This is a genomic window from Breoghania corrubedonensis (assembly GCF_003053845.1).
Classification (GTDB): Bacteria; Pseudomonadota; Alphaproteobacteria; order Rhizobiales; family Stappiaceae; genus Breoghania; species Breoghania corrubedonensis.
The window spans coordinates 348,344-374,751 of the sequence record NZ_QAYG01000001.1 but is presented as its reverse complement, the minus strand read 5'-3'; the positions used below and the strand labels follow the sequence as shown (position 1 = coordinate 374,751).

The following is a 26,408-nucleotide window of genomic DNA, read 5'->3' as shown; positions in this document are numbered from 1 at the left end:
TTCCGTTCAGGCCGAGGCGGCTGCAAGTGCATCGAACTCGCGCAACGCCTGGGCATCGCGCGGGGTCACGTCCGGATAGTCGGGATCGGATCCCACTTCCGGCAGCACTTTCCAGGACCGAGCGCACTTCGTGCCTTGCGCCAGCCCCGGCACCACGCCGACGCCGGGAACGTCGTCGAGCGTGAAGGCGCCCGCCGGCGCATCGCCCGCCACGGTGGTCAGCTGGCTGGTGATGCAGATGTCCTCCATGTCGCGGCCCTCAAGCGAGGCCAGCAACTCCGGATCGGCGATGTAGACGGTCGGATGCGCCTCCAGCGAGGAACCGATGCGCTTTTCCGCACGCTCCAGCTCCAGCGCGCCGGTGACGGCGCGGCGGACATCGCGGATCTTCGCCCAACGTTGGGCGAGACCCTCGTCGCGCCATTCGTCCGGGAAGCTCGGGAACTGCCTGAGATGGACCGAGCCTGCGTCCTCGCCGTGGCGCGACAACCAGCTCTCCTCCATCGTGAAGGGCAGTATGGGGGCGAGCCAGGTCACGACCGCGTCGAACAGCTTCTCGATCACCCAAAGCGCCGCCTTGCGCCGCGTGGACGAGATCGGATCGCAGTAGAGCGCGTCCTTGCGGATGTCGAAATAGAAGGCTGAAAGGTCCACCGTCATGAAGGTGAAGACCTGTGAGAACACCCGCTTGAAGTCGAAGGCGTCATAGGCGGACCGCACCACGCCGTCGAGTTCGGCAAGCCGGTGCAGCATCAACCGCTCCAGCTCGGGCATGTCGGCAAAGGTGACGTCCTCGCCCCTGGCATGCGCCAGCGAACCCAGCATCCAGCGGATGGTGTTGCGCATCTTGCGATAGGCATCCGCGTTGGTCTTGAGGATTTCCGCGCCGATGCGCTGATCGTCGGAATAGTCGGCCGACGCCACCCACAGCCGCAGGATATCGGCGCCGTACTGCTTGATGACGTCCTGCGGGAAGGTCTGGTTGCCCAGCGACTTCGACATCTTGCGCCCGTCCTCGGCCATCGTGAAGCCGTGGGTCAGCACCGCGTCGTAAGGCGCGCGGCCGCGCGTGCCGCAGCTTTCCAGAAGCGAGGAATGGAACCAGCCGCGGTGCTGGTCGGAGCCTTCAAGATAAAGGACATAGTCCCCGCCGCCGTCCACCGCCCGCTTGGGGCTGAGATCGGGGCGCTTTTCCAGACAGAAGGCGTGGGTGCAGCCGGAATCGAACCACACATCGAGAATGTCGGTGACCTGGGTCCAGGCGTCGAGATCGTTGACCAGACCGCCGAGGAACCGCTCCTTCGCGCCTTCCTTGTACCAGGCGTCCGCGCCTTCGGCCTTGAAGGCGTCCGAGATGCGGGTGCCGAGTTCGTCGGACTTGTCGAAATCCGGTCCCGGCGCGAGTCGGCCGTCTTCGTGGCGGAAGACGGTGATCGGCACGCCCCAGGCGCGCTGACGCGACAACACCCAGTCTGGCCGGTTCTCGATCATGCCATTGAGTCGGTGCTGGCCGGATGCGGGCACGAAACGGGTTTCGGAGATCGCCTGCAAAGCGCGGCCGCGCAGCGTGGAGCCGTCGGAAAGCTCCTTGTCCATGTAGACGAACCACTGTGGCGTGTTGCGGAAGATGATCGGCTTCTTGGAGCGCCAGGAATGCGGGTACTGGTGCTTGAGGCGGCCGCGCGCAAACAGCGCGTCCGCCGCGATCAGCGCCGCGATGACGCGCTTGTTGGCGTCGCCCTTGTCGCCCTTGGCGGTGATGACCTGGGCCGGTCCGCCCTCTGCGTCGGGTCCGAAGCCCGGCGCATCCGCCGTGTAATAGCCGGCGTCGTCGACTGTGAACGGGATGGCGGAGGAGATGCCGCGTGCCTCGATCTCGGCGCGCCTCTCCATCCAGATCTCGAAATCGTCGGCGCCATGGCCCGGCGCGGTATGCACGAAGCCCGTGCCGGCGTCGTCGGTGACGTGATCGCCGTCGAGAAGCGGGACGTCGAAATCGTAGCCGATGTCGGTCAGCGGATGGGCGAGCGTCAGCGAGGCGAGCTCATCGGCGGTGACATCGCGCTTGCGCTCGAAGGTCAGCTTGGCCTTGGCGGCGCACTCGGAAGCCAGCGTGTCGGCAAAGATCAGCTTTTCGCCCGGCTGCGGCCCGAAATTGTTCTCCGCGCCCGTGACCTCATAAAGGCCATAGGAGATGCGTGAGGAAAAGCAGACCGCGCGGTTGCCCGGGATGGTCCAGGGCGTGGTCGTCCAGATGACGACGAAGGCGTCGAGCAGCTCATCCGCCACGGCCTCGTTGGTGCCGCCGGCTTCCGTGATCGGAAACTTCACCCAGATCGTATCGGACTCGTGGTCGTGATACTCGATCTCGGCTTCCGCCAGCGCGGTCTTCTCAACGACCGACCACATGATCGGCTTGGAACCGCGATAGAGCTGGCCGGTGCGGGCGAACTTCATCAGTTCCTCGGCGATGATCGCTTCGGATTCGAAGCGCATCGTCAGGTACGGGTTCTCCCAGTCGCCCTCTATGCCGAGGCGCTTGAACTCGTCGCGCTGCACGCCGATCCAGTGTTCCGCATAGGCGCGGCATTCCTGGCGGAAGGCGACCATGGCTTGCGCGTCGGTGAGATCCGGCTTCTGCTTGCCCTTGGAGCGGTATTTCTCCTCCTCGATCTTCCATTCGATCGGCAGGCCGTGGCAGTCCCAGCCGGGCACGTAGTTGCTGTCCCAACCCATCATCTGCATGGAGCGGGTGATGATGTCCTTCAGCGTCTTGTTCAGCGCATGGCCGATATGGATGTTGCCGTTGGCATAGGGAGGGCCGTCATGCAGCAGGAACTTGTGCCGGCCCGCCGCATCCTCGCGCATGCGCTTGTAGAGGTCCATTTCCTGCCAGCGCTCGAGGATTTCCGGCTCCTTCTTGGGGAGCCCGGCGCGCATGGGGAAATCGGTCTGGGGCAGGAAGAGGGTTTTCGAATAGTCGCGTGTTTCGGTCATCGCTCGGATCTGTGCTGGTCTTGAAGCCGGAGCGCGGGCGCCGGCGTGATGCCGTGGCCTCGCGTCGGCGCAAACGCGAAAGGATAAGGTGGAGCAGCCGGCAGGTACGCCGGCGCCTTCGTCCCGGTCCCTCAGGCTGGAGCGGATGCCCCGTCAGCCGAAGGCCGGGCCGGTAATTCGTATGTGGCGCGGAACCGGCAAGCACCGCCGAAGAGAAAACGAGCGCATCATGCCGGTTCTGATACCAGCGAAAGGCCGACGAATAAAGTGTTTATGGCCCAGCTCCCGATGCCCGCGTCACCGCGCCTCGACCAGCCGGACGCCATCGCCACAAGTCGCCGGGATGTGACGTAGGCAACAGTATTTATTTTGAGGAAAATATATAAAAGCCCGATCAGATGACTTTCGCGATGGAGTTTTTAAATGAAATCGAAATTATTTCTCGTCGGATCGGCCGTTTTGATTGGGCTGATGTCAACGCAAGCGGACGCGAAACTCAAGGGCAAGCCGCAGTCCTTGAAGATCGAACAGCATCAACTGCCGTTTGCGATCAAGGTGGGGGTGCAGAGCAACAATTATGTGTCACCAGGCAACACCTACACGTTCGTCGTCAGGACGGAAGGTGCCTGCAAGAAGGGCCATCGCATTTCCGATGTCCAGGCAATGGTCGGCGTGCCGAGCGGACCCTTGATGGAGTATGCGAGCTATGAGGGGCTGCCGGAGATCTTCTCCTTGAACGGCAAGGATCAGCGCACGTTCAAGCATATCGCCTCGAAGGCGGTGCCCATGTCGGCGGTCTATCTGGCGGGCTTCAAAAGCCCCCAGGCCTTTTGCGAGCACAAGCGGGCGAAACTGAAGGCGGATGGCTGGTCCAACGCGGCCATTCTGGATCGCGACTGGACCTACAAGATCAACAACAAGGTTTCCGTCGTGATGGGATGCCGGCGCAAGGCAAACAAGCACCCCAAGCCCTGGGAGATCGGCCGCAAGCTCGCCAAGACCTCACTGCCAGTGCAGGTCGTGTGCCTGGCGCGGTGAGGCCGGTTCGCCGTCCGTCTTGCCCATGTCTCTCGACTATCTCTTTCATGCGGGCGCGGCGATCGTTTTCGCTGCGTCCGTTCTGGGGAAACCGAAATCCGTCCCGGGCAAGGTTTTCTTGAAATTCTCGACGTAAGTTATTGCAACGACCCCGACACCATCGGGAACGCGGCGCAAGGGGCGGGAATGTCGAGTATTGTGACGAAAATGCGCGAGGGCACGTGGGTCCGGCCCGATCTCGTGAGCTTCGCGGTACAACTGGCGCTCGCCGCCTATGTGCTGGCTTTCGTCGCGATGATCCTCGTTCCCAACCCCTATCACGCTCCCGCCGGGAATGTGATGCTGATCGATTTCCTGAGCTTCTGGCTCGCGGCGGGCCAGGCGCTTTCCGGCTTTCCGGCCGCGCCATACGACACCGCCGCTTTTCTCGCCTTTCAGCAGGCTCTCACCGGAAACACCTCGGAATTCTTCAATTTTCTCTACCCGCCGACCTGGCTTCTGGCGGTGCTGCCGTTCGGCGCGCTGGATTTCTATCCCGCTTTTCTGGCGTTTTCCGCGCTGAGCCTCGCCCTCTTCGTTGCCGCGATGCGGATGGCGGCCGGGGACTGGCGTCTGGTTGCGCTGCTGTGCGCCGCGCCGGCCGCGTTCAACACCCTCCTGCACGGGCAGAACACGTTGATATCGGCTGCGTTGTTCGCATTCGCGCTTGCGCTTCTGAGGCGCGGCGGGTTGTTTTCCGCCGGTCTCCTGATCGGTCTGCTGACCTACAAGCCACAGCTCGGCCTGCTCGTTCCGGCGGCGTTGCTCGTCTCCGGCCATTGGCGGACAATTCTCGGTGCCGGCCTGTCGGCAATCGCCATCGCCTTGGCAAGCTGGGCGGTTCTGGGGGCATCTCCCTGGGTTGCCTTCGTGGCACAGATGCATGTTGGCAGCGACGTGCTGCAGGACGGCTCCGTTCCCTGGGCAAGATCGATCTCGGTCTATTCCGCGGCCCGTCTGCTCGGTCTCGATGTGGCCACAGGCTGGTGTCTGCAAGCGCTCGCCTGTGTGTTCGCGGCGGCGGCCGTGGCATGGACCTGGATGCGCATGCGCAGCTTTGTCGCCGGGGCCCTCGTGCTCGTCCCGGCTTGCGTTCTCGCAACCCCCTACGCCTTTGGCTACGAATTGACGCTCATGCTCGTCCCGGCGGCCTTCCTGCTTCGAGAAGGAATTGAGAAGGGCTTCCTGCCTTACGAGAAGACGGCGCTGGCCGGAGTTCTCGTTTTCAGCGGGGCCGCTGCCGGCCTTGCCGAGAAACTGTGGCTTCCTGCCGGACCGCTGCTGCTGGTCATCGTGATTTTGCTCGGCCTGCGGCGGGAAGCGGCGGCTGCGCCAAAGCCCGGCGGAGCGGATCAGCCCGCGGCGGCCTCGCCGGCGCGCGGAATGTCGTAAAGGGCGAGGTCCAGCGGCGACAGCGGTTGCAACGCGGCGATCGCGGCGCGGGCCTCTTCGCTGTCACGGTCCATCTGGACGATCAGCGCGTCGATAGTGTCGAATTTCTCCTCGCCGCGCAGGAACGAGACGAAGGAGACTTCCAGCGTCTTGCCATAGAGGTTGCCGGCGAAGTCGAAGACATGGACCTCCAGCAGCGGCGCGCCGTTGTCGAAGGTCGGCCGGCGGCCGAAATTCGCCACCCCGTTGTGCAGCACGCCGTCGATGACGGTGCGCACCGCATAGATGCCGTGGGCAAGCGCACAGTCGGGATTGAGCGCGATGTTGGCCGTCGGATAGCCGAGTTCGCGGCCACGCTTGTCGCCATCGCGCACTGCGCCCTCCGCGAACCAGCGATAGCCCAGCAGCCCGTTGGCCAGTGCGATCTCGCCGTCCGAAAGCGCCTTGCGGATGCGGCTGGACGAGATCGTCTCGCCGCCCTCGTCATGCACGCGATCGACGATGGAGACGCCGAAACCGTGCTTATCGCCCGACTGGCGCAGGTAGTCGGGCGTGCCGGCGCGTGCGCGGCCGAAATGGAAGTCGTAGCCGGTGACCGCGTGGACGATGGAGAGCCGCTTCACGAGAATGCGCTCGACGAAGTCCGAGGCCTCACGCAGCGCGAAGGAGGCGTCGAAGGGCAGGACCAGCAATCCTTCGAGGCCGAAAGCCCGTACGATCTCCGCCTTGGCGTGCGGCGGGGTCAGCCGGAACAGCGGCTTTTGCGGGGTGAAGAAGGCGCGCGGGTGCGGCTCGAACGTCATCACGTAGCCAGGCAAGCCCAACCGGTCGGCTTCTTCCCGCACCTTTTCCAGCACCGCCTGATGGCCCCGGTGGACGCCATCGAAATTGCCGATGCCAACGACCCCGCCCTTCAGGGCGCCGGGAAAGGCGTCGAGGGAATAGGCGGCGTGAAACGCTTTCGGCGCCGGTGCGGCGGCATGCGGCATGAGGGCGGATCCCGGTGGCATGGAGAGGCGCGCGGACCGTGCCGACTTAACGCTCAAAGGTCAAGCGTGTAAAACGTCCCGCTCGCCTGGCCGCTGCGCCGCGCACGGTCCCCGCAATGCCGGGCCTAATCGACCCCGCCGGGATCGCCGCGACCGGGCACCTTCACCACGGCCTCGCCTTCCAGCACGACCGTGTCGCCCACCGATGCGACACAGGAAAGGCGCGCCTTTCTGCCGCGCTCCACCAGCTCCGACACCGTGATCGTGACGGTGAGTACGTCATCGATCCTCACCGGCGCCTTGAAGTTGAGCGTCTGCGACAGATAGATCGCGCCGGGGCCGGGCAGGCGCGTGCCCAGAAGGGCGGAGATCAGGCTGGCGGTATAGAGGCCGTGTGCGATGCGCGTGCGGAACGGGGTTCTGGCCGCGAAGTGTTCTGAAAGGTGGATCGGATTGCGGTCACCGGAGACTTCGGCAAAGCCGACCACATCGTCGCTGTGAACGGTCTTCGTAAGGCTCTCGCTCATGCCGATTTCCAAGTCTTCGAAATAGAGCGTGCGCAGGGGAGGCAGGGACATTGTATGGTTTCCGGGAAACTGCGGATGGAGCCGCAGGTTAAGGGCGTCAAAGATACCCCACAATTCGGCTTTTGGAGCATTCGCCTGCCATGTGCATGTTCATCCTCGAATTTTAACTCTCTTTTCAGTCCCCTCTGCCTATTGTGAAGCCACGCGTGGGGAGCCGGGGAACCGGCAGATCTCTTTCCTGGATCGTCACAACGCTGTACGGCCGCGATGGCCATGGCTGTTCAGGTGAGTGCATGGAGTAAAATATGGCCCTTGATCTTTCGATGCCGGTTCTTGTGGTTGATGATTACAAGACGATGATCCGCATCATCCGTAACCTGCTGAAGCAACTCGGCTTCAGCGATATCGATGACGCTGCGGATGGCACGGAGGCGCTGGAGAAGATGAAGCAGCGCAAGTACGGTCTCGTGATCTCCGACTGGAACATGGAGCCGATGACCGGTTACGAGCTGCTGAAGCAGGTTCGGTCCGATTCGGGTCTTTGCAAGACGCCCTTCATCATGGTGACGGCGGAATCCAAAACGGAGAACGTCATCGCCGCCAAGAAGGCGGGCGTGAACAACTACATCGTGAAGCCGTTCAATGCGCAGACGTTGAAGGGCAAGATCGACGCGGTCTTCAACGACTAGCGAACGGCTGAAGGGCATGCGCAATCGGTCAGACGGGAACCGGCACGCGTCGCGGCCCGCTATAATAGAAAAAAGCGAATCGGGTCAGGCAGGCGCGGCATCAGACCAGCCCGGCCGGACACCGGATTCGGATCCGCCGGCGTGCGACAGCGCGCCCGACGGGAGGGATAAAAGCCCGCGCGAGGCGGAAAATGAGCCAGCGCGCGCGGCAGACAGGGAAAAAGCCATGATACCGATGACGAAAAACGACGTCTCGGGCGTGATCAAGTTTCTTGAGGACAACAAGGCCCGCGGAGACCACGTCTCACTGAACGACGTGATGCGGCTGGCCGAAGTTATGGCCGGCGATTTCAAGGGTTTCCTCCACTCCTACGCCCCCTCGATGCGGCAGGAATTCGAGGATATCGCCAACGAGATCGCGCGGATGAAGCAGGAAGTGGTTCAGCTTCGCGCCTCCGACATGAAGCACAACCGCATTCCCGAGGCCGGCCGCGAGCTCGACGCCATCGTCGACGCGACGGAAGAGGCGACCCAGACGATCATGGCCGCCGCCGAAGAGATCATGGCTGCCGACACATCCGACGCGACCGCCTATCAGACGATGGTCGGCGACAAGATGATCGAGATTTTTGAAGCCTGCGCCTTCCAGGACATCACGGGCCAGCGGATTTCCAAGGTCGTCAAGACGCTGTCTTACATCGACGAGCGTGTCACGCACTTCGTCGAACGTCTGCGCATCATGGAAAATGATGAGGGCGATGTCGAAGAGACGGCGGACGAGCGCCGCCAGCGCGAGCTGATTCTCCACGGCCCGCAGCATGCCGGGGAGGGTGTCTCCCAGGACGAGATCGACGCCATGCTCGGCGGGTCCGACCAGGCGGATATTGACAAGCTCTTCGATTGAGATCGACCAGATCGGCTGAATGCGAAAAGAGCGGTCCCGGTGGCCGCTCTTTTCGCATTCAAGGGCGCGTTTCCGCACACGGATATTCTGCAAGCGGTGTCATGAAACCGTTATCGGAGGCCTTTTAGTAGGACCCGGCTATCCTGCCATCCTGTCTAGAAACGAGTCTCCAAGATGCCTCTCCTCACAAGGCGTTGCTTCATGTCCACCGTCGTCGGTGGTGCGACGATTTCAGCCCTGTCACCCATGCTTGTTCGCCGCGCGGACGCGGCGCCCGCAGCCGGTGAATTGCAACTGGTCGCGGCAACGCCCAACCCGCAGGGAAATGTCGAAAAGCTCTTCTTGCTGAAGGGCGATCCGTTGTCGGGTCCGATCCGCACCATCGTGGCGCAGGACGGGGCGCCGGTCCCGGAGAAGACCCTGGCTCCCGGCGAGCGCCGCGTGCTGCGGCTCATGCACTTCAACGACATGCACAACCACATGACCGACATGAGCAAGAAGAAGGGCGACACGCATCGCCTCGCTCAGATGGTCAAGATCGTCAGGGAAACCCGCGAGCGGGCGCGCAAGGACGAGATCGTCCTGTTCCTGTCGGCCGGCGACGATCACACGGGCTCGATCTTCGACGAACTCATCGGCTGGAACGAAGACGAGTTCATCGCCGATCCCGGCTATCGCGCGAATGCGGCGGCGGGCATCGAACTGGCGACGCTGGGCAACCACGAATTCGACCGCGGCTCCGCACAGCTCAGACTCGGCATCCGGCGCGAGGCCAGGTTCCCGCTTCTGAGTGCCAACGTTCACAACTCCACCCATCTGGAACGTGACCGCGACTATTTTCCCGCAGCGATCCTGCAGGCGAAGGGGCTGCGTGTCGGCGTTATCGGACTGACCACCGCCGTGGACACGCGCACCGGTCTGGACAGCGATCCGACCTTGCAGGTGGTGAGCCCGGTGAGAGCGGTCACCAATCTCTACAAGGCGGTGGAGGCGGCTTCCGACGTGGTCGTGATCCTGTCCCATTGCGGGTATGGCGCGGGCATGCACCGTTCGGGAAAGTCGGGCGCGGCGCGCAAGATCGGCGAAGGCGACTTCTCGATCGCGGAGGCGATCGGGCCCATGTCGCAAAAGCCTGTGGTCCTGATCGGCGGCCATTCCCATACCGAGCTCAACACCGACGGGCTGGATGAGCACAACATGGTCTCCGGCGTCCTGCTCACCCAGGCCAAGGCTTTCGGCCAGTTTCTGGGCAACATCTCCATGTCCGTCGCGGCGGACGAGGGGCGCGACAAGTGGTTCAACAATGTCGACCTGCATCCGATCAAGCTTCGCGACGACCGGGTCAGGGAAGGCGAGGCCGGCTATGACGATCTCGAACACGATGGTGACTACGACCAGGCGTTCGAAACCGCCGTCATCGCGCCGATGATCTCCGCGCTCGACGAAAAGCTGACCGAGGTGATCGGTACCGTCGACAAGGATGCGCCCGTCTCGACGCAGCAAACCGTGCGCGACCGGTATTCCGGCGAGATCGCATTGGCGAATTTCATGAACGACACCCTTGTGGCCCGTTCAGAAACCTTCGCCGCCGGCAAGGTCGACTTCTCGCTGTTCAACGCGTCGGGACTGGTTCACGGGATAGAGGCGGGACCGCTGACCTATCGCGCCTGGTTCGATGTGATGCCCTATGCCGACCAGGTCGAGATCGCCCGTGTCACCGGGGCCCAGATCCGCGATATGCTGAACTCCAACGCCAGGCGCATCGTGCGTCCCGAAGAGAGGGACAAGGTGGATGTCGCCGAGTTCATCGCGCGCGGCTTTCTGCATTTCTCGTCGGGCATCCGCTACCGGATCGCGCTCGGCGCATCACCTGCCGAGGCTCGCGCGGTGGATATCATCCTCAACGGCAGGCCGGTGGAGGAAGTCGAGAACGACACCTTCACCATGGCCTTCAACACCTACATCGCCCTTGGGGCCGGTGGAGAGGCCTGGAACGGCAAGCTGATCGCCGGCGGTCTGGAGCGCGAGGTCAAGGGCTATGACGTGCGCGGGTTCGACTTTACGCATACCGGACTTGTCTATCGCACCGAGCTGATTGCGAGGATCCGGCAGATCGGCACGGTCGGTGAGGTGACGGGCGCGAAGCTGGATGGTCGATTGACGGTCGCCTGAGGTCCATGCCCATCAGATTGCAAAAGTCTGATGGGCAAACCATCCGTGCAGAACGGAAAGCGCCGTCCTTTCCATGTGCCTGGGCTGGTGTGGCCCGGCACGCGGAACCCCGGGACCATTCGTCCTCGCGTCCAAAGCGGATCTTCTGACTACCAGGAGAGGCGGGGCATTGCGGCGCGCGCCGAGAGGCCCTCGCTTTCCAGCCGGTCGCGGACCAGTCCACCATCGGGCATTTCGGCGGCGCCGAAATCGGCGGCGTGGATGCCGGCGGTGATGAAGAGGACGTCGAGCCCCTGGCCGCAGGCGCCCTTGATGTCGGTCGGCAGACCGTCGCCGATGGCCAGCACCTTCGCGCGGTCCTGTGCCCGGCCGGAGAGCCGTTCCAGCTCGCCAATGGCGCGGTCGTAGATCGGCTTGTAGGGCTTGCCGAGGATCTGCACCTTGCCGCCGAGCGCCGCATAGTCGCGCGCCAGGGCGCCCGCACACCAGATCAGCGTGTCGCCGCGCTCCACGACCACGTCCGGGTTGGCGCAGACCATGGAAAACCCGCGCGCGATCAGCTTCCTGAACCGCTCGTGATAGTCTTCCGGCGTCTCGTTGACGTCATCGTAGAGCCCGGTGCAGACGATCAACCCGCCATCGGGCGCCCGCGCATCGTCCTCGACTGCGGCAAGCCCCGTGCCTTCGTAGAGCGTGTAGTCGCGCTCCGGCCCGATATGGACGACGGTGTCACCCTCGTAGGCCTTCAGCAATCCGTGGGTCACGTCGCCGGAGGTGACGATGGTGTCATAGGCGGCGCGCGGACAGCCGAGACTGTCGAGCTGTTCGTAGATCGGGGCGGAGGGGCGCGGTGCGTTGGTGATCAGCACCACCCGGCCGCCCTGTTCGCGAAACCGTGAGAGCGCCTCGCTCGCGCCCGGATTGACGCGCACGCCGTTGTGCACGACACCCCACACGTCGCACAGGATGCCGTCGTAGTCGGATGCGATCATCGAAAGTCCGGGAAGAAGCAGGCTGTCGGCGGTCATCGGGGCTCGTATCTGGTAAGATGAAACGGAAAAGATTCGCGCGCCGGTTTGGGCTTTCGTCCCTTCGCAAGAGGGGACATCTCAAGCGGCGTGCGGCCGCACCATAGTCGAACGACCGGCCCCCGCAAGCCCCCAATTCCCGGTAGGACGTGGCGACCGGCGCGGCGAACGCCGACAGGCAAATCCGCAGAGAACCCCACAGGAACAGGGCGTGGCAGTCAGGCAGCTTTCAGAAACGGTCATCAACCGCATCGCCGCGGGCGAGGTCATCGAACGTCCGGCGTCGGTGGTGAAGGAGCTGGTGGAGAACGCGCTCGATGCCGGGGCCTCGCGCATCGAGGTGGTGACGGCTGCCGGCGGCAAGACCCTGATGCGCGTCTCCGACGACGGCGCCGGCATGACGGCGGCCGACCTCGCGCTGGCGGTCGAGAGGCACTGCACCTCGAAGCTGACCGAAGGCGACCTGATGGACATCCGCACGCTCGGCTTCCGTGGCGAGGCGTTGCCCTCCATCGGCGCCGTGGCTCGGCTGACCATCGCCACCCGCAATGCGGAGGAGCCGCACGGCTGGGAAATCACCGTCGACGGTGGCGAGAAGGGTGAGGTTGCCCCCTCCGCGCTCAATCGCGGCACGCGGGTGGAGGTGCGCGACCTGTTCTTCGCAACACCCGCCCGGCTGAAATTCCTGAAGACCGACCGTGCCGAGACCGCCGCGATCACCGAGGTGGTCAAGCGCATCGCGCTCGCTCACCCGCATGTGCGCTTCTCGTTGTCGGGCCCCGACCGTCGCCAGCCGCTCGATTTTCCCGCCGCCACCGGCCCCGATGCGCGCCTTGCCCGTATCGGCCAGGTGCTGGGCTCGGATTTCGTCGACAACGCCATGGCGATCGAGGCGGAGCGCGAGGGCGTGCGGCTGACCGGATTTGCCGGGTTGCCGACCTACCACCGGGCGAACGCGCTGCAGCAGTTCTTTTTCGTCAATGGCCGGCCGGTGCGTGACAAACTGCTTCTTGGCGCCCTGCGCGGCGCCTATGCGGACGTGCTGGCGCGCGACCGGCATCCCATCGTCGTTCTAGATCTCGATCTCGACCCGCATCAGGTCGACGTCAACGTGCATCCCGCCAAGGCCGACGTGCGGTTTCGCGACAGTCAGCTGGTGCGCGGGCTGATGGTCGGTGCCATCAAGCGCGCGCTGGTGGAGGCGGGGCACAGGGCATCGTCCACCGGCGGTCGCGAGGCGCTCGATTTCGCACGCCCGAACGGTGTTGATCCGCGGACCGGTGGCTGGCAGGGCGGCAATGCCCAGGCGGCGCCGGCCAGACCCTGGTCCGGCGGATACGCTGCACCGCGCCACGTTCCGAGCCGGCCTTCGGGCGATGCGCAGGACTGGCGGCTTTCTGCCTTCCGCCCGCTTCATGGTGAAGGGGCTTCCGGGGTGGAGGTTCTGGAAGAGACCGCGCAGGATGCCGGCGCATTCGGTTTTGCCGAAAGTCAGGCGCCCTTTGCCGGCTTCGACGCGACGTCCGCCGATACCCGCGCCGATGCCATGCCCGTCGATGCCGGTTTGCAGGCGCATCCGCTGGGGGCAGCACGGGCGCAGCTTCATGCCAATTACATCGTCGCCCAGACCGAGGACGGCCTCGTCATCGTCGACCAGCATGCGGCCCATGAAAGGCTCGTCTACGAACGCCTGAAGGATGCACTCGCGGCCAAAGGCGTGGCGAGCCAGATGCTGCTTATCCCGGAAGTGGTGGAGCTGGCGCAGGAGGATGTGGAGCGGCTACTCGACCGGGCCGACGAACTGGCCGAATGCGGGCTGGTGCTGGAGAGCTTCGGACCGGGTGCCGTGGCGGTGCGCGAAACGCCGGCGCTGCTGGGGGATACCGATATCCGGGGGCTCGTGCGCGATATCGCCGACGACATTGCCGACATGAGCGAGGCGACGCGTCTGCGCGAGCGGCTCGACCACGTGGCCGCAACCATGGCCTGCCACGGCTCCGTGCGCTCGGGGCGAAGGCTCAGGCCGGAGGAAATGAACGCGCTGTTGCGCGAGATGGAGGCGACGCCGCTTTCGGGGCAGTGCAACCACGGCCGGCCGACCTGGATCGAACTGAAGCTCGCCGATATCGAAAAGCTGTTCGGCCGACGCTGACCTTTCTGCGATTGCTCCCGGTGCGCGGGCGTCGAGGCGGTAACGAGAGGTGCTGGAGGCTTTGAAGGGTCTGTGGCCCGCGCGACACAAGATGTCCAAAACGCACGCACGGCTTCGTGAAAGGAACCGCTGCGTTGGCGGAAAACAGCGCTTGTACATGCAGATAGCGAGTTTCACCGGGATGGCGATAACGCAAACAGTGATATAGATCACCGGAACTTCGACACGTTTGCTGCATTTTTGTCTAAGTTGCAGGCGCATAAGCGAGCCTCGCCGATCCGGGCGGGGTGCGCTGTGCAGGCGTCTGGAGCGCTCCGGATTACACCTCGCTCAGATGTGATGTCTGATGGTCGCTGGTGTAGTGTTTGGTTAACTTTGTTCAGGCGATGGTTGTGGCCTGATTGACGATGAAGAAATCTGGTAGGTTCCTAATGACGTTCAGAATGCGCGGCCACCGGGCGGCCTTTGTTTCCGCCCTTCTCGCGAGCGCGGTGGTGATGTCGTCTCAGCCGGTCGCCGCTGAAGGAGCGGACCGTTTCGCCGGTGCGCGCAGTGTCGAACGCATGCGTTCGGAGAACCCGGGACGCAGTTACTACGACCCGCGCGCCGAACGTGCGCCCCAAGGCTACCGCCATCAGCGACGCGAGCGTCGCGGCGGCGGTCTCTTCGGTTGGGGCGGCTGGGGATCCCAGAGCAAGGATTACGACTACGACCGCTACGATCCCGAGCCGGTAAAGGCCCACGTTTCAAGTCCGAAATACTACACCTACAAGCCGGACGAGCTGAAGACGGTTTCGCTGGACGCATTGTCGCGTGCGGTGGCCGAGGCCGCGCTTAAGCGCCAGCAGGAGGCCGCGGAGGCGGAAGCCGCGCGCCGTGACGCGCAGGCTCGGGCCGCGACCACGGAGCAGTCCCCCGAACGCGCCGGCGATGTGCGTCTGACCGGTTCCATCGCCGCGTCCGGCGACAGCCCGAACGACCAGACGACCGCTACGGATCGCGCCGTTCCCGAGACGGGCAGCGGCGCGGCCAACAATACCGGTTCCGCCAACGCGACGAACGCGACGGCTGCTGATCCGACCGCAGCTGATTCGACCTCGGCCGATCCTGCCACGACGACCGCCGCCGACGCGCAGTCGGTGCCCGCCGGGTCGGGCGCTGACGCGGCCGCGCCCGCCGCCGCCGATGATGCGACCGCATTGAACGATGCGACACCTGAAACCGCGGTCAATCCGGCAGACCCGACCCCGTTCGAGCGCGATGCGGAGATGCTCGCCGGCCTCAAGCTGCGCGCGCTGCCCGAGGTCATCGATGCGGTCGAAGCCTATTACACGAAGAAGCCGGCGTTTGTCTGGGTCGAGGACGGAAAGGTCTCCGACAAGGCCCGCGCCGCGATGAAGGTGCTTGCGGCGGCAGGTACGGTCGGTCTCGATCCGGCCGACTATGCCGTGGAAATGCCGCGCGATACGGTGGCGATGGGGAATTCCGACGTCGAGGTCGCGAGCAACGATGCGGCCAATGACGGGGTCGTCAACGATGCCAGCACGGCGCTTTCCGCGCCGGGCCTGGGCGTCCGCGAGCGTGAACGCGACCTGATGCGTTTCGAGATGGAGATGTCGGCGGCGGCGCTCACCTATGCGCTCGATGCCCAGCGCGGTCGCGTGGATGCCGACCGCATTTCCGGCTACCACGACCTGCCGCGCCACGACGTCGACCTTGATGTGACGATGGCGAGCCTTGCCGCGAGCGATGACGTCACCGCCTATCTGGAGGCACGCAACCCCTCCAGCAAGGAATTCAAGGAACTGGTGGCCGCTCTTGCCATGCTCAAGATGCAGAGCGAGGAAGCCCCGGTTACCATCGCGGCGAACACGCTGATCAAACCGGGCCAGAGCGATCCGGAAATGGCCAACGTCGTCAAGGCAATCGAGCGGAAGGCGTCGGAGGATCTGAAGACCGATCACGCTGATACCTTCGACACCTATGATGGTGGGCAAACCTACACGCCGGAGCTTGTGTCGCTGGTCAAGGACTATCAGCGCGAGGCCGGGCTTTCCGCCGATGGAGTAGTGGGGCCGAACACCGTGCGCACCATGGTCGGCATGACGCTCGATTCCAAGGTAGAGAAGGTGAAGCTCGCGATGGAGCGGCTGCGCTGGTTGCCGCGCGATCTTGGCGAGCGCCGCGTCTTCATCAATCAGCCGGCCTTCACCGCGACCTATGTCCAGCAGGGACGCGATCCGTTGTCCATGCGGGTTGTCGTGGGCAAGAAGTCGAACCAGACCAACTTCTTCTACGATCATATCAAGACGGTCGAATTCAACCCCTATTGGGGCGTTCCCTATTCGATCATCGTCAACGAGATGATCCCGAAGCTGAACAACAACCCGTATTATCTCGACGAATCCGGGTACGAGGTCACGACCGTGAACGGCCGGCAGGTCTCCTCCGCCTCCGTCGACTGGCGGGCTGTTGCGGCCAAGAAGCAGAGCATCAACGTGCGTCAGCTTCCCGGCCATTCCAACGCACTTGGCGAACTGAAGATCCTGTTCCCGAACAAGCACCATATCTACATGCACGATACGCCGGCCAAGTCGCTGTTCCAGCGCGCCAACCGTGCGTTCAGCCACGGCTGCGTGCGTCTGCAGGATCCCAAGGCGATGGCGGCGGCCGTGCTCGGCAAGGACAAGACCTACGTTTCCGAACGTATCGCCCAGGGCAAGAACGATGCGGACACGGTTGCCGGAAACATTCCCGTCTATGTCTCGTATTTTACCGCCTGGCCGGATGCCAAGACCGGCAAGGTGCAGTACTTCCCCGATGTCTACGATCGTGACATGTATCTTTCCCGAGCCATCGAGGCGACGCGCAAGGCACGTCACGGATAGTGGGCTGTCTCAGACGGATGGTTTCCATCCGTCTGAGACAATCATGCCGCTAAGGTATTGGCCCCATGGACTAACGTGTCGAAACGGAAGGGATCCTTCCGTTTCGCTCTATCCACCCGGCGGGCTCATACAGCGCGCAAGCTCGATCTGAGAGAGGCGCCTTCGGGCGCCTCTTTTCGTTTGTGCGCCGTTGCGCGGCTGGCACAAGCGAGAGCGCTGGATGGAGTGCGCGATACCGTCCGCGAGCCGGGCTTCTGTCTCCTCTCCCGCCCGCGAGGGAGAGGCGGGCTATACCAGGATATCGCCTTGGGGAATCGCCAGGGTGAAGGTGGTGCCCTTGTCCGGGACTGTGTCCACGTCGATCCGCCAGCCCATGCCCTGAACGGCCCGCGCGACGATCGCGAGGCCGATGCCCGAGCCGTCGGCAACGTCTCGCCCGTGCAGACGGGTGAAAGGCTCGAAGATCTTCGATTTGAATTCCGGGGCGAAGCCGATGCCGTTGTCCGAGATCATGATCAGGCGGTGGTTATGTTCCCGGCGCGTCGTTACCCGGATGCGGGGTCCGCGTCCCTTCGGAACGTACTTGATCGCATTGCCGATGATGTTCTGGAAAATCTGGCGCACCAGCAGCGGGTCCGCCTCCGCCTTCAGGTCGTCGACGTCGATTTCCAACGTGCCGTCGCTTGCGGCAAGCGTGTGTTCGAACAGCTCTGCCACCTCACGGATCGCCGCGCCGATATCGATCGGGATTCGGGCGGGTTCGTACTGGCTCATCTTGGAAAACCGCAGCAGGTCGCTGACCATTGTCCGGGCTCGGGTCGACATTGTGCGCAAACGCTGCACCGCGCGCTCGGCGTCTTCCGTGTCCCCCTTCTCCTGCGCCTCTTCGAGCAGGTCGGCATAGACCGATATCTTGCGCAGCGGCTCCTGCAGATCGTGCGAGGCGATATGCGCGAAGCGGCGCAGGCTCTCGTTCGCCCGCTCCAGCTCGCTCGCCTTGGCCTCCATTTCCCGCGCCCGCGCCCGCATATGCTCGCGCAGCTGGTCCTGGAGGCGGATCAGATCGCGATTTGTCCGGCTGTGGCTTTCCACCTCGTCCACCAGTTGAAGATTGGCTTCGCGCAGCATGGCGGGACTGGGCAGGCGGAGGGCTTTGGGGATCGCAAGTCCCGTGGCGACGACGGTTGCCATGGAAATCGCCGCGGTGATGGCCTTGACCAGGCCTTCCAGGCCGTAGATCGGCTCCCACAGAGTGATCAGGGAAATCAGATGAGTGGTTCCGCAGGCGAGAATGAAAGCCGCGAAGAGTCCGAATATCCCTTTATGCGCAAGGTCCGGACGTTGTAGCACGAAATAGAGCATTGCCAGGGGGATCAGTACGTAGCTGACGAAGATCAGTGCGTCGGAAACCGCATGTAGCGCGATCAGGTCACCTCTCCACGTCATACAGTAGCCGTGCGCCAGGAACGATTGCGCCTCGAAGAAGTTCTCCAGGTACCCGGACATGACCGCGCCTTCCCCTTGCCCCGGCTCCTTCCTTGCGGCAAGACCGGGGCATCAGTCTCCCGTCAAAATTCCTTGGCGTCCGTATGAGATGGCGAATCCGTATGAGATGGCGAAAATGAACGGCCTCTTTCGGACAAAAAATGACGTTGCGGAATTATTATGTTCTCGAATTGCGTCTTGCGCGAGCGCTTTGAGTGGAAGACGGCTTTGAGATTAGCCGACGATTTCCTGTCAGGTGATCGTCTTCCGGCCGGGGGAACCGCTGCTGCAGGATGGATGAGCGTTCAGTTGACGTCCAGAAGTCTGGAAATCAGCTCGGACATTTCTTGCAGGCTGTTTGGTTTGACGCACACCGATCTGGCACCGCTGGCCAGCGCGGCACGGCGGGTATCGGGATCGGAAGCGGTCGTGATCACGACGACATCTACCTTGTCGAGTATCTCCTGCACCATGCAGTGGTGAAGGACATCAAGTCCATTCACCCCGGGCATGTTCAGATCGAGAAAGATCTTGTCCGGCAGGGTGTTGTCTTGAAGACCGCGATCGATCTCGCCCAACGCATCTGATCCGGAAAGGACGAATGTCAGATCGAGATTGACCCGGGCGGACTCCTGAAGACGCGCCAGCGCTTTCTTCATCAGATAGATGTCGTCTTCATCGTCATCGACGACCATGACTCTGTTCTGATACATCGCTTCACGGCTTTTGGGGAGCATTCGGCGAAGTCCATTCTTAAAATATTCTGACCCTAGGCACGTCGCCTCTGGGGTATTAGGTGGAATTAGAAGGTCTATTATCCATCATTTGTGGCCTATTAGTTATACTAGACAACGTGAACCGTGCGTCAATATCGGAGATATTACGATTCATATTGATATATTTTGCGATGAATGTGGGCTTGGAATTAACTTTTCAGTCGCCAGCCAGTATGGAAGATCCACCAGATCGCGGTGAGGCAGATCGCCAGGAAGAGACCCGTCATGGCAAGCGAGATCCACACGGAGACATCCGATACGCCGTAGAAACTCCATCGAAAGCCGGAAACCAGGTAAACGACGGGGTTGAACAGCGTCGCCGTGCGCCAGAAGGGTGGCAGCATGTCGATGGAATAGAAGCTGCCACCGAGAAACGTTAGCGGTGTGATGATCAGCAGCGGTACGAGCTGCAGCTTCTCGAAGCTGTCGGCCCAGATGCCGATGATGAAACCGAACAGCGAGAAGGTCAGCGCGGTCAGCACCAGAAAGGTGAGCATGACGAAGGGGTGCTCGATCCTCAGCGGCACAAACAGGCTGGCTGTCCCGAGGATGATCAGCCCTAGGATGATCGACTTGGTCGCGGCCGCCCCGACATAGGCGATCACCACCTCGATGAAGGAGACGGGCGCCGACAGCACCTCGTAGATGGTGCCGACGAATTTCGGGAAATAGATGCCGAAGGAGGCGTTGGTCAGGCTCTGGGTGAGCAGCGAGAGCATGATCAGACCGGGCACGATGAAGGCCCCGTAGGAGACGCCGTTGATCTCGTCGATGCGCGAGCCGATCGCCGCGCCGAACACGACGAAATAGAGCGAGGTGGAAATGACCGGCGAGACGACGCTCTGCAACAGGGTGCGGAAGGCACGGGCCATTTCGTAGACGTAAATTGCGCGCACGGCGTGGAAGTTCATTGCTGATTCCTCACCAGATTGACGAAGATCTCTTCCAGCGTGCTCTGGCTGGTATCGAGATCCTTGAAGCGGATGCCGTTTTGCGAAAGGTCGGAAAGCAATGTGGTGATGCCCGTGCGCTCGCCCTGGCTGTCGTAGGTGTAGACGATCTCGGTTCCGTCCTTGCCGAGTTCCAGTCCGTGGTCGGCAAGAGCCTCGGGGAGCGCGCCAAGGGGTTCGTGCAGCGTCAGGCGGAGTTGCTTGCGGCCAAGCTTGCGCATCAGTTCCGCCTTGTCTTCCACCAGCATCAGTTCGCCCTTGTTGATGATGCCGACCCGGTCGGCCATCTCTTCGGCTTCCTCGATGTAATGGGTGGTCAGAATGATGGTGACACCCCCGTCGCGAAGCTCTCGCACCACATTCCACATATCGCGGCGCAGCTCCACATCGACGCCGGCCGTCGGTTCGTCGAGGAAGAGGATTTCCGGCTCGTGTGCCAGTGCCTTGGCGATCAGCACGCGTCGTTTCATGCCGCCGGAAAGCGTCATCACCTTGGAATCGCGCTTGTCGTAAAGGCTGAGTGCCTTCAGCACCTTCTCGATATGAGCGGGGTTTTTCGGCTTGCCGAACAGGCCGCGCGAGAAGCTCACCGTCGCCCACACGGTCTCGAAAGAGTCCGTTGTGAGTTCCTGCGGTACCAGCCCGATCATGGCGCGTGCGGCGCGATAGTCGCGGATGACGTCGTGGCCGTCGGCGACGACCGTGCCGCCGCTCGGGCTGACGAGGCCGCAGATGATTGAAATGAGCGTGGTCTTGCCCGCGCCATTGGGGCCCAGAAGCGCGAAGATTTCGCCCTTGTCGATTTCAAGGTCGACAGACTTGAGGGCGGTAAAGCCGCTGTCATAGACCTTGGAAAGCCCGGAAATCTTTAGGATCGGTGCCATGAAAGCCTTGAATGGGATCGGAGTGTGCGGGCAGGATGCGCCCGTGTCGTGCGCCCGGTGTCGTGCGGGCACATTTGGGGTCGCCGGCGGCAAAGGCAAGGAACGGCCCGATAATTTTGGAACAGAGGGTCCGTTATTCGCCGGCAACGCGCAGGAACAGGACCTTGCTGTCGCCGGCGGTGCGCTCATCGAGGAGCTCGAACCCTGCAGGGATCGCGATCGCGACATCGGCGGCTTCTTCCAGCACGCAGAGCGCGGATGGCTTTACCCAGCCGCCGGCCTTCGCGCTAGCAAGCGCCTTCTCGCCGAGCCCCCTGCGATAGGGCGGGTCGAGGAAGATCAGATCGAAAGGCTCGATTGTGCCCGCCTCGCCGAGCTGCGTCGCATCGCGGCGGAAGATCTTGGTGGCGCCGGTAAGCCCCATCGTCTCCACGTTGCGCCGGATGAGACCGCGCGGCTCCACGGCCTCCTCGACGAAGACGCAAGCTCGTGCCCCCCGGCTCAGGGCTTCAAGGCCGAGCGCGCCTGTGCCGGCGAAGAGATCGAGCACGCGCGCATCGACGACGACATCGCCATGGCCGTGGGCGAGGATGTTGAAGATGGTCTCACGCAAGCGGTCGGATGTGGGGCGGGTGCCCTCGCTCTTCGGCGTTGCCAGATGGGTGCCGCGAAACCGGCCCGAGACGATGCGCATGGGATTTCGGCCTTACGATTTCGGCGGACGCGAACGCGGCCCCCGGTTGCCGGGCTTCGGACCTCCTCGGCCACCCGCACCCGGACCACCCGCACCCGGACTGCTCGTTCTCGGGCCGCCCGATCCGCCGCGTGTCTTGTCCCCGCGCGTCTGGCTGCCTGATGCCTTGTTTCCCGATGCCTGGCCTCCCGAGGACCGGCTCCCGGCAGCTTTTCCGCCGCGCGCAGGGGCCTCGTCGGACGGGCCGCGGCCGCCGGTGCCACCGGGCCGCGCATTGGCGGGAATCCGGCTGCCGGCCCCGCCGCGTCCCTTGGGGGGCGTCGATGCCTCGGCATCCGGTCTGGACTTCAGCCCGGGCTTCGCCCCGCCGGCCTTGTGCTTGGGGTGGGCCTTGGCGTGTGCCTGCTCACCTTGCTTGGCGCTGATCCAGCCGGGCTCGGTCTTGGCGCGTGGCTTCCCCGGCTTCTTGGTGGTTTTCGCGTTCGCTGCCTGCTTCTTCTGGTCCTGCTGGCGCTGGTTGATCGGCGCGTCGAAATCGGCGCCCGATTCGCGTGCGAGCTTGTCGCCGAGCTGGTCGCGCAGGACCCGGCCGCGGATCTCGCGTGTCGTGCCTTCCGCAAGGTCGGCCAGCTGAAAGGGGCCGAAGGAGATGCGGATCAGCCGGTTTACCGACAGGCCCAGATGCTCCAGCACGCGTTTGACCTCGCGGTTCTTGCCTTCGCGCAGGCCCAGCGTGAGCCAGATGTTGGATCCCTGCTCGCGGTCAACCTCGGCCTCGATGGCACCGTAGAAGACGCCGTCGATGGCGATGCCGTTTTTCAATGCATCGAGATCTGCCTGTGTGACCTTGCCGTGGGCGCGCACGCGGTAGCGGCGCAGCCAGCCGGTGGCGGGAAGTTCCAGCATGCGCGCCAGCCCGCCGTCGTTGGTAAGCAGCAGCAGACCCTCGGTGTTGATGTCGAGCCGCCCAACGGAAATGACGCGCGGCAGGTCCTTAGGCAGCCGGTCGAACACTGTCGGCCGGCCTTCCGGGTCGCGCGATGTGGTGACGAAGCCCTTGGGCTTGTTGAAGAGCCACAACCGCGTACGCTCGCGCATGGGAAGGGCCTGGCCGTCGACCACCACCTTGTCCTTCGCGGTGACGGTGATGGCGGGGGTGGTGAGCTTACGGCCGTTGATCTCGACGCGGCCGGCGGCGATCCAGCCTTCCGCCTCGCGGCGCGAGCATAGCCCGGCGCGCGCCATCACCTTGGCGATGCGCTCGCCCTTGTCCGCCCCGTTGTCTGCTTCAGCGCCAGCCCCGGGGGCCGTCGGTTTCGATGTGTCCTTGACCATGCTGCGGGTGATAGCAGAGGTCGCGCGCGGCGGAAACGAAATAGCGCGGTGGTATGGGAAAATGCGGGGGGCGATGACCAACTGCGAACTGACGGCTTCTAAAACGCGCCGCTTGCCACTAGCTTGCCGGCCATGATGAAGTCTCCTTCCTTCATGGACGAAGCTCTGGCTCAGGCGGAAGCCGCCGCCGCGCGCGGCGAAGTGCCCGTGGGCGCGGTGATCGTGCGCGATGGCGAGATCATCGCGGCAGCCGGCAACCGGACGCTTGCCGACAACGACCCGACCGCGCACGCGGAGATCCTCGTCATCCGTGAGGCGGCGGAAAAGCTCGCGTCCCAGCGGCTCGGCGACTGCGATCTCTATGTGTCGCTGGAACCTTGTGCCATGTGCGCCGCAGCGATCTCGTTCGCGCGCATCCGCCGGCTCTATTTCGGGGCGGCCGATCCCAAGGGCGGGGCGGTGGAACACGGTCCGCGCTTCTTCGCGCAGGCCACATGCCATCACGCCCCGGAGGTCTATTCCGGCATTGGAGAAAGCCGGGCTGTGGACTTGTTGAAAGGTTTCTTTCGCGACCGGCGGTAAGTCGCGCTGATTTCGGTTCCCCGCGCTTATCGCGCGAAGCCGCCGATCTCGCTCATGAACGTGGCGTTGAGGCGTTTGAGCGCGGCGCTCACAGTTTCGTCCGGAGCGCCGTAGACGGTCATCCGCGTCGGCTTCACCAGTTCCATGAAGCGCGCGGCGAATTTCGTGCCGAAATTATTGAGATGCACCATCGTGGCGGCGGAATCGGCATAGCGTTCGTAGATGTGGACGCTCGTCTCGGCCTCGTCGATAAACCATTCGTAGATGAGCGCGCCGGGCTCGTCCGCCTTGGTGGCGTCGACCATCTCGCGCATCAAGGCCTTCAGGTCGTCCGCCGCCCCCTCCTTCAGCGCGAGTTCGAGCATCCAGTGAATATGTTCGCTCATCGTTCCTCCCGTCGGGCGTTGTGCCCCAGCGATATCAATCGATTTCCCACTATTGGCACAAATATCAGAAATTGGCGATCAGCCCGTCCACAACGAAACCGGTGAACACGATCCAGCCATAGATGCGGTTGGAGCGGAACAGCTTGAGGCACTGGTCGTTGTCGTCGATGTCGAGGACGATGATCTGCCAGATGAAGTGGATCGCGCCGACGGCAAGGCCGAGGAAGGCGAGCGGCCCGGCGTCCGCCAGCGTCGCCGCCAGCACGAAGAAGGCGGTTGCGCCGATATAGAGAAACGAGACGGCGGTCTCCGTCCAGCCGCCGAACAGGCGGGCCGTGGACTTCACCCCGATCAGCGCGTCGTCTTCCTTGTCCTGGTGGGCATAGATCGTGTCGTAGCCGATGGTCCACAGGATGCCGCCGGCATAAAGCGCGACCGGGGCCCACGAGAGATGCCCGAAGACGGCGCTCCAGCCCACCAGCGCGCCCCAGTTGAAGGCAAGGCCCAGAACCGACTGCGGCCAGTAGGTGATCCGCTTCATGAACGGGTAGATCGCCACCACAACGAGCGAGCAGAAGCCCAGCACGATCGTGTAGGTGTTGAACTGCAACAGCACCACGAGGCCAGCCAGCGCCTGAAGGATCATGAAGATGACGGCTTGCACCGTGGAGACCTGGCCGGACGGGATGGGGCGCGAGCGTGTGCGCTCGACCATGCCGTCATAATTGCGGTCGACGATGTCGTTGTAGGTACAGCCCGCACCGCGCATGGCGATGGCGCCGATCATGAACAGCACCAGGTGCCAAATGTTCGGCAGCATGTATCCGGCGGCTTCGGCCGCCAGCGCGGCCGACCACCAGCACGGCCACATCAGCAGCCACCAGCCGATCGGCCGGTCCCAGCGCGCCAGCCGCGCATAGGGTTTCAGCCATTCGGGGGCGAACCGGTCGACCCAGTTGCCGGAAACGGCGTCTGCGACGGCTTCCGTCACCATGCCGGGAAATTGCATCTTCATGTCGATACCGCGCTGAGGGTGGCTGCTCGCTCCCTGAGTTCGCGCGGAACGGAGCCAAGGTCAAGTGCGGAACCGATTTGCGCGCGCGCCATCCCGTGCTAGACCCCGCGCGAAATGAATCCGCGACGGGGATTGCGCATGAACGTCCTTCTCATCGGCTCCGGCGGGCGCGAACACGCGCTGGCCTGGGCGCTCGCCAAATCACCGCTGATCGAGGCGCTCTATGCCGCTCCCGGCAATGCCGGTATCGACCGCGTTGCGACCCATGTCGCGCTTGATGTCACCGACCATGCGGCCGTTGTCTCGTTCTGCGAGGAAAAGACCATCGGCCTCGTCGTCGTCGGTCCCGAGGCACCGCTGGTCGCCGGACTTGCGGATGATCTGGCCAGGGCGGGCATCAAGGTCTTCGGGCCCACCGCCGCCGCCGCCCGTCTGGAGGGCTCCAAGGGCTTCACCAAGGATCTCTGCGCGAAATACGACATTCCCACCGCCGCCTACGGCCGCTTCACGGATACGGAAACCGCCAGCGCCTATGTGCGCGAGAAGGGCGCGCCGATCGTCGTCAAGGCGGACGGGCTCGCCGCCGGCAAGGGCGTCATCGTCGCGATGAATGAGAAAGATGCGCTCGACGCGGTCGCCGCGTGCTTCGAGGGTACCTTCGGCGAGGCCGGCGCGGAAGTCGTGGTGGAAGAATTCATGGAGGGCGAGGAGGCGAGCTTCTTCGCGCTTTGCGACGGCACTACGGCGCTGCCGCTCGCCACCGCCCAGGACCACAAGCGCGTCTTCGACGGCGACGAGGGGCCGAATACCGGCGGCATGGGCGCCTATTCGCCGGCTCCCGTGATGAGCGACGCGCTCGTGGCGCGCACCATGGTCGAGATCATCGAGCCGACCATGCGCGGCATGGCCGAGATGGGCTGCGCCTTCACCGGTATCCTCTATGCGGGGCTGATGATCACCGAGGATGGTCCGAAGCTCATCGAATATAATGTCCGCTTCGGGGATCCCGAGTGTCAGGCGCTGATGATGCGGCTTGAAAGCGATCTTCTCGAGCTGCTGCTGGCCGCCACCGACGGCAAGCTGGAAGGTCGAACGATTTCCTGGAGCAACGACACCGCGCTCTGCGTCGTCATGGCCGCGAACGGTTATCCGGGGTCCTATGAAAAGGGCACGGATATCCGCGGGCTCGATGCCGCGGCTTCCGATCCGGCGGTGCAGGTCTTCCATGCGGGCACCAGGGCCGACTGCGACCGCACCCTCGCCAATGGCGGCCGCGTTCTGGGCGTTACCGCGCTCGGCGCGACGGTGGCGGACGCGCAGGCGCGGGCCTACGCGGCGGTCGATGCGATCGACTGGCCGCAAGGCTTCTGCCGGCGCGACATCGGTTGGCGGGCCGTGGAGCGTGAACGCGGGTAACAGGCGGCATATGCTGCGAACGCGGCATTGAAAGATGCTGCAAGTGGGGCCATCCTCGCGCGGAACATGC

At 63.6% G+C, this 26,408-nt stretch carries 21 protein-coding genes; 9 read left to right on the top strand and 12 right to left on the bottom strand.

Features of this window, described 5'->3' with window-relative positions:
* Positions 1-6 precede the first annotated feature (6 nt).
* Positions 7-2,997, bottom strand: coding sequence for an isoleucine--tRNA ligase (gene ileS / locus C8N35_RS01680; protein WP_107987890.1), 2,991 nt, complete (start codon positions 2,995-2,997; stop codon positions 7-9).
* Positions 2,998-3,420: 423 nt separating this feature from the next.
* Between ileS and C8N35_RS01675 the strand changes: the two genes are divergently transcribed.
* Complete coding sequence (locus C8N35_RS01675; protein WP_107987889.1) at positions 3,421-4,035, top strand: hypothetical protein; 615 nt, start codon at positions 3,421-3,423, stop codon at positions 4,033-4,035.
* Positions 4,036-4,221: 186 nt separating this feature from the next.
* Positions 4,222-5,466, top strand: a complete 1,245-nt coding sequence (locus tag C8N35_RS01670; RefSeq protein WP_107987888.1) for a glycosyltransferase family 87 protein — start codon at positions 4,222-4,224, stop codon at positions 5,464-5,466.
* Here C8N35_RS01670 and C8N35_RS01665 read toward each other — a convergent pair.
* Positions 5,427-6,455 carry a bifunctional riboflavin kinase/FAD synthetase gene (locus tag C8N35_RS01665; RefSeq protein ID WP_245926618.1) on the bottom strand — a complete coding sequence of 343 codons (1,029 nt, stop codon included), beginning with the start codon at positions 6,453-6,455 and terminating at the stop codon, positions 5,427-5,429. The genes C8N35_RS01670 and C8N35_RS01665 overlap by 40 nt on opposite strands.
* Positions 6,456-6,580: 125 nt before the next feature.
* The gene (locus tag C8N35_RS01660) at positions 6,581-7,033 is read right to left on the bottom strand and encodes a MaoC family dehydratase (RefSeq protein WP_107987886.1); all 453 of its coding nucleotides are present in this window, start codon (positions 7,031-7,033) and stop codon (positions 6,581-6,583) included.
* A gap of 254 nt (positions 7,034-7,287) precedes the next feature.
* On the opposite strand from C8N35_RS01660, the gene C8N35_RS01655 reads away from it, so the two are divergent.
* The 3 genes from C8N35_RS01655 to C8N35_RS01645 all read left to right on the top strand — a co-directional run bounded on the left by C8N35_RS01655 (position 7,288) and on the right by C8N35_RS01645 (position 10,747).
* Positions 7,288-7,671, top strand: a complete 384-nt coding sequence (locus C8N35_RS01655) for a response regulator (RefSeq protein WP_107987885.1) — start codon at positions 7,288-7,290, stop codon at positions 7,669-7,671.
* A gap of 226 nt (positions 7,672-7,897) precedes the next feature.
* A complete protein-coding gene (locus tag C8N35_RS01650) occupies positions 7,898-8,575 on the top strand; it encodes a protein phosphatase CheZ (RefSeq protein ID WP_210203359.1) in 678 nt (225 codons plus the stop codon).
* A gap of 201 nt (positions 8,576-8,776) precedes the next feature.
* The gene (locus C8N35_RS01645; RefSeq protein ID WP_210203358.1) at positions 8,777-10,747 is read left to right on the top strand and encodes a bifunctional metallophosphatase/5'-nucleotidase; all 1,971 of its coding nucleotides are present in this window, start codon (positions 8,777-8,779) and stop codon (positions 10,745-10,747) included.
* A gap of 149 nt (positions 10,748-10,896) precedes the next feature.
* On the opposite strand, the gene C8N35_RS01640 is transcribed toward C8N35_RS01645, so the two are convergent.
* Positions 10,897-11,775, bottom strand: a complete 879-nt coding sequence (locus C8N35_RS01640) for a TIGR01459 family HAD-type hydrolase (RefSeq protein ID WP_107987883.1) — start codon at positions 11,773-11,775, stop codon at positions 10,897-10,899.
* Positions 11,776-11,986: 211 nt separating this feature from the next.
* Here C8N35_RS01640 and mutL point away from each other — a divergent pair, with 211 nt between their 5' ends.
* Complete coding sequence (mutL, locus tag C8N35_RS01635; RefSeq protein WP_107987882.1) at positions 11,987-13,927, top strand: DNA mismatch repair endonuclease MutL; 1,941 nt, start codon at positions 11,987-11,989, stop codon at positions 13,925-13,927.
* Positions 13,928-14,358: 431 nt separating this feature from the next.
* Complete coding sequence (locus C8N35_RS01630; protein ID WP_210203357.1) at positions 14,359-16,815, top strand: L,D-transpeptidase family protein; 2,457 nt, start codon at positions 14,359-14,361, stop codon at positions 16,813-16,815.
* A gap of 288 nt (positions 16,816-17,103) precedes the next feature.
* On the opposite strand, the gene C8N35_RS01625 is transcribed toward C8N35_RS01630, so the two are convergent.
* The 6 genes from C8N35_RS01625 to C8N35_RS01600 form a co-directional block, all read right to left on the bottom strand.
* Positions 17,104-18,321 carry a sensor histidine kinase gene (locus C8N35_RS01625; protein ID WP_107987881.1) on the bottom strand — a complete coding sequence of 406 codons (1,218 nt, stop codon included), beginning with the start codon at positions 18,319-18,321 and terminating at the stop codon, positions 17,104-17,106.
* Between the two features lie 284 nt (positions 18,322-18,605).
* Positions 18,606-18,995: a response regulator gene (locus tag C8N35_RS01620; RefSeq protein WP_170121987.1), complete on the bottom strand. Its 390-nt coding sequence runs from the start codon at positions 18,993-18,995 to the stop codon at positions 18,606-18,608.
* Positions 18,996-19,225: 230 nt separating this feature from the next.
* Positions 19,226-19,987, bottom strand: coding sequence for an ABC transporter permease (locus tag C8N35_RS01615; protein WP_107987879.1), 762 nt, complete (start codon positions 19,985-19,987; stop codon positions 19,226-19,228).
* Positions 19,984-20,910: an ABC transporter ATP-binding protein gene (locus C8N35_RS01610; protein WP_107987878.1), complete on the bottom strand. Its 927-nt coding sequence runs from the start codon at positions 20,908-20,910 to the stop codon at positions 19,984-19,986. Before C8N35_RS01610 ends, C8N35_RS01615 begins: the two co-directional genes overlap by 4 nt.
* Positions 20,911-21,043: 133 nt before the next feature.
* Entirely contained in the window at positions 21,044-21,604 is a 561-nt protein-coding gene (gene rsmD, locus C8N35_RS01605; protein WP_107987877.1) for a 16S rRNA (guanine(966)-N(2))-methyltransferase RsmD, read from the bottom strand.
* A 12-nt stretch (positions 21,605-21,616) separates the two neighbouring features.
* Positions 21,617-22,939, bottom strand: coding sequence for a pseudouridine synthase (locus C8N35_RS01600; protein WP_107987876.1), 1,323 nt, complete (start codon positions 22,937-22,939; stop codon positions 21,617-21,619).
* A 135-nt stretch (positions 22,940-23,074) separates the two neighbouring features.
* Here C8N35_RS01600 and C8N35_RS01595 point away from each other — a divergent pair, with 135 nt between their 5' ends.
* The gene (locus C8N35_RS01595; protein ID WP_107989007.1) at positions 23,075-23,521 is read left to right on the top strand and encodes a nucleoside deaminase; all 447 of its coding nucleotides are present in this window, start codon (positions 23,075-23,077) and stop codon (positions 23,519-23,521) included.
* Positions 23,522-23,547: 26 nt separating this feature from the next.
* Here the strand turns inward: C8N35_RS01595 and C8N35_RS01590 are convergent, their stop codons facing one another.
* Together C8N35_RS01590 and ubiA are read right to left on the bottom strand one after the other, a co-directional pair.
* Positions 23,548-23,907 (bottom strand): putative quinol monooxygenase, encoded by a 360-nt coding sequence (locus tag C8N35_RS01590; RefSeq protein ID WP_107987875.1) that lies wholly within the window; start codon positions 23,905-23,907, stop codon positions 23,548-23,550.
* A 64-nt stretch (positions 23,908-23,971) separates the two neighbouring features.
* Positions 23,972-24,916 carry a 4-hydroxybenzoate octaprenyltransferase gene (ubiA, locus tag C8N35_RS01585; RefSeq protein ID WP_428977095.1) on the bottom strand — a complete coding sequence of 315 codons (945 nt, stop codon included), beginning with the start codon at positions 24,914-24,916 and terminating at the stop codon, positions 23,972-23,974.
* A 144-nt stretch (positions 24,917-25,060) separates the two neighbouring features.
* Between ubiA and purD the strand changes: the two genes are divergently transcribed.
* Entirely contained in the window at positions 25,061-26,338 is a 1,278-nt protein-coding gene (gene purD, locus C8N35_RS01580) for a phosphoribosylamine--glycine ligase (protein WP_107987873.1), read from the top strand.
* Positions 26,339-26,408: the final 70 nt, after the last annotated feature.

Bases quoted from the DNA above. Each gene is read 5' to 3' on its own strand.
- C8N35_RS01660 (WP_107987886.1), bottom strand. From the start codon at position 7,033: ATGTCCCTGCCTCCCCTGCGCACGCTCTATTTCGAAGACTTGGAAATC.
- C8N35_RS01670 (WP_107987888.1), top strand. From the start codon at position 4,222: ATGTCGAGTATTGTGACGAAAATGCGCGAGGGCACGTGGGTCCGGCCC.
- rsmD (WP_107987877.1), bottom strand. From the start codon at position 21,604: ATGCGCATCGTCTCGGGCCGGTTTCGCGGCACCCATCTGGCAACGCCG.
- C8N35_RS01615 (WP_107987879.1), bottom strand. From the start codon at position 19,987: ATGAACTTCCACGCCGTGCGCGCAATTTACGTCTACGAAATGGCCCGT.
- C8N35_RS01595 (WP_107989007.1), top strand. From the start codon at position 23,075: ATGAAGTCTCCTTCCTTCATGGACGAAGCTCTGGCTCAGGCGGAAGCC.
- C8N35_RS01610 (WP_107987878.1), bottom strand. From the start codon at position 20,910: ATGGCACCGATCCTAAAGATTTCCGGGCTTTCCAAGGTCTATGACAGC.
- ileS (WP_107987890.1), bottom strand. From the start codon at position 2,997: ATGACCGAAACACGCGACTATTCGAAAACCCTCTTCCTGCCCCAGACC.
- C8N35_RS01655 (WP_107987885.1), top strand. From the start codon at position 7,288: ATGGCCCTTGATCTTTCGATGCCGGTTCTTGTGGTTGATGATTACAAG.
- C8N35_RS01620 (WP_170121987.1), bottom strand. From the start codon at position 18,995: ATGGTCGTCGATGACGATGAAGACGACATCTATCTGATGAAGAAAGCG.
- C8N35_RS01645 (WP_210203358.1), top strand. From the start codon at position 8,777: ATGTCCACCGTCGTCGGTGGTGCGACGATTTCAGCCCTGTCACCCATG.
- C8N35_RS01630 (WP_210203357.1), top strand. From the start codon at position 14,359: ATGACGTTCAGAATGCGCGGCCACCGGGCGGCCTTTGTTTCCGCCCTT.
- C8N35_RS01640 (WP_107987883.1), bottom strand. From the start codon at position 11,775: ATGACCGCCGACAGCCTGCTTCTTCCCGGACTTTCGATGATCGCATCC.
- purD (WP_107987873.1), top strand. From the start codon at position 25,061: ATGAACGTCCTTCTCATCGGCTCCGGCGGGCGCGAACACGCGCTGGCC.
- C8N35_RS01675 (WP_107987889.1), top strand. From the start codon at position 3,421: ATGAAATCGAAATTATTTCTCGTCGGATCGGCCGTTTTGATTGGGCTG.
- C8N35_RS01600 (WP_107987876.1), bottom strand. From the start codon at position 22,939: ATGGTCAAGGACACATCGAAACCGACGGCCCCCGGGGCTGGCGCTGAA.
- C8N35_RS01625 (WP_107987881.1), bottom strand. From the start codon at position 18,321: ATGTCCGGGTACCTGGAGAACTTCTTCGAGGCGCAATCGTTCCTGGCG.
- ubiA (WP_428977095.1), bottom strand. From the start codon at position 24,916: ATGCAATTTCCCGGCATGGTGACGGAAGCCGTCGCAGACGCCGTTTCC.
- C8N35_RS01665 (WP_245926618.1), bottom strand. From the start codon at position 6,455: ATGCCGCATGCCGCCGCACCGGCGCCGAAAGCGTTTCACGCCGCCTAT.
- C8N35_RS01650 (WP_210203359.1), top strand. From the start codon at position 7,898: ATGATACCGATGACGAAAAACGACGTCTCGGGCGTGATCAAGTTTCTT.
- C8N35_RS01590 (WP_107987875.1), bottom strand. From the start codon at position 23,907: ATGAGCGAACATATTCACTGGATGCTCGAACTCGCGCTGAAGGAGGGG.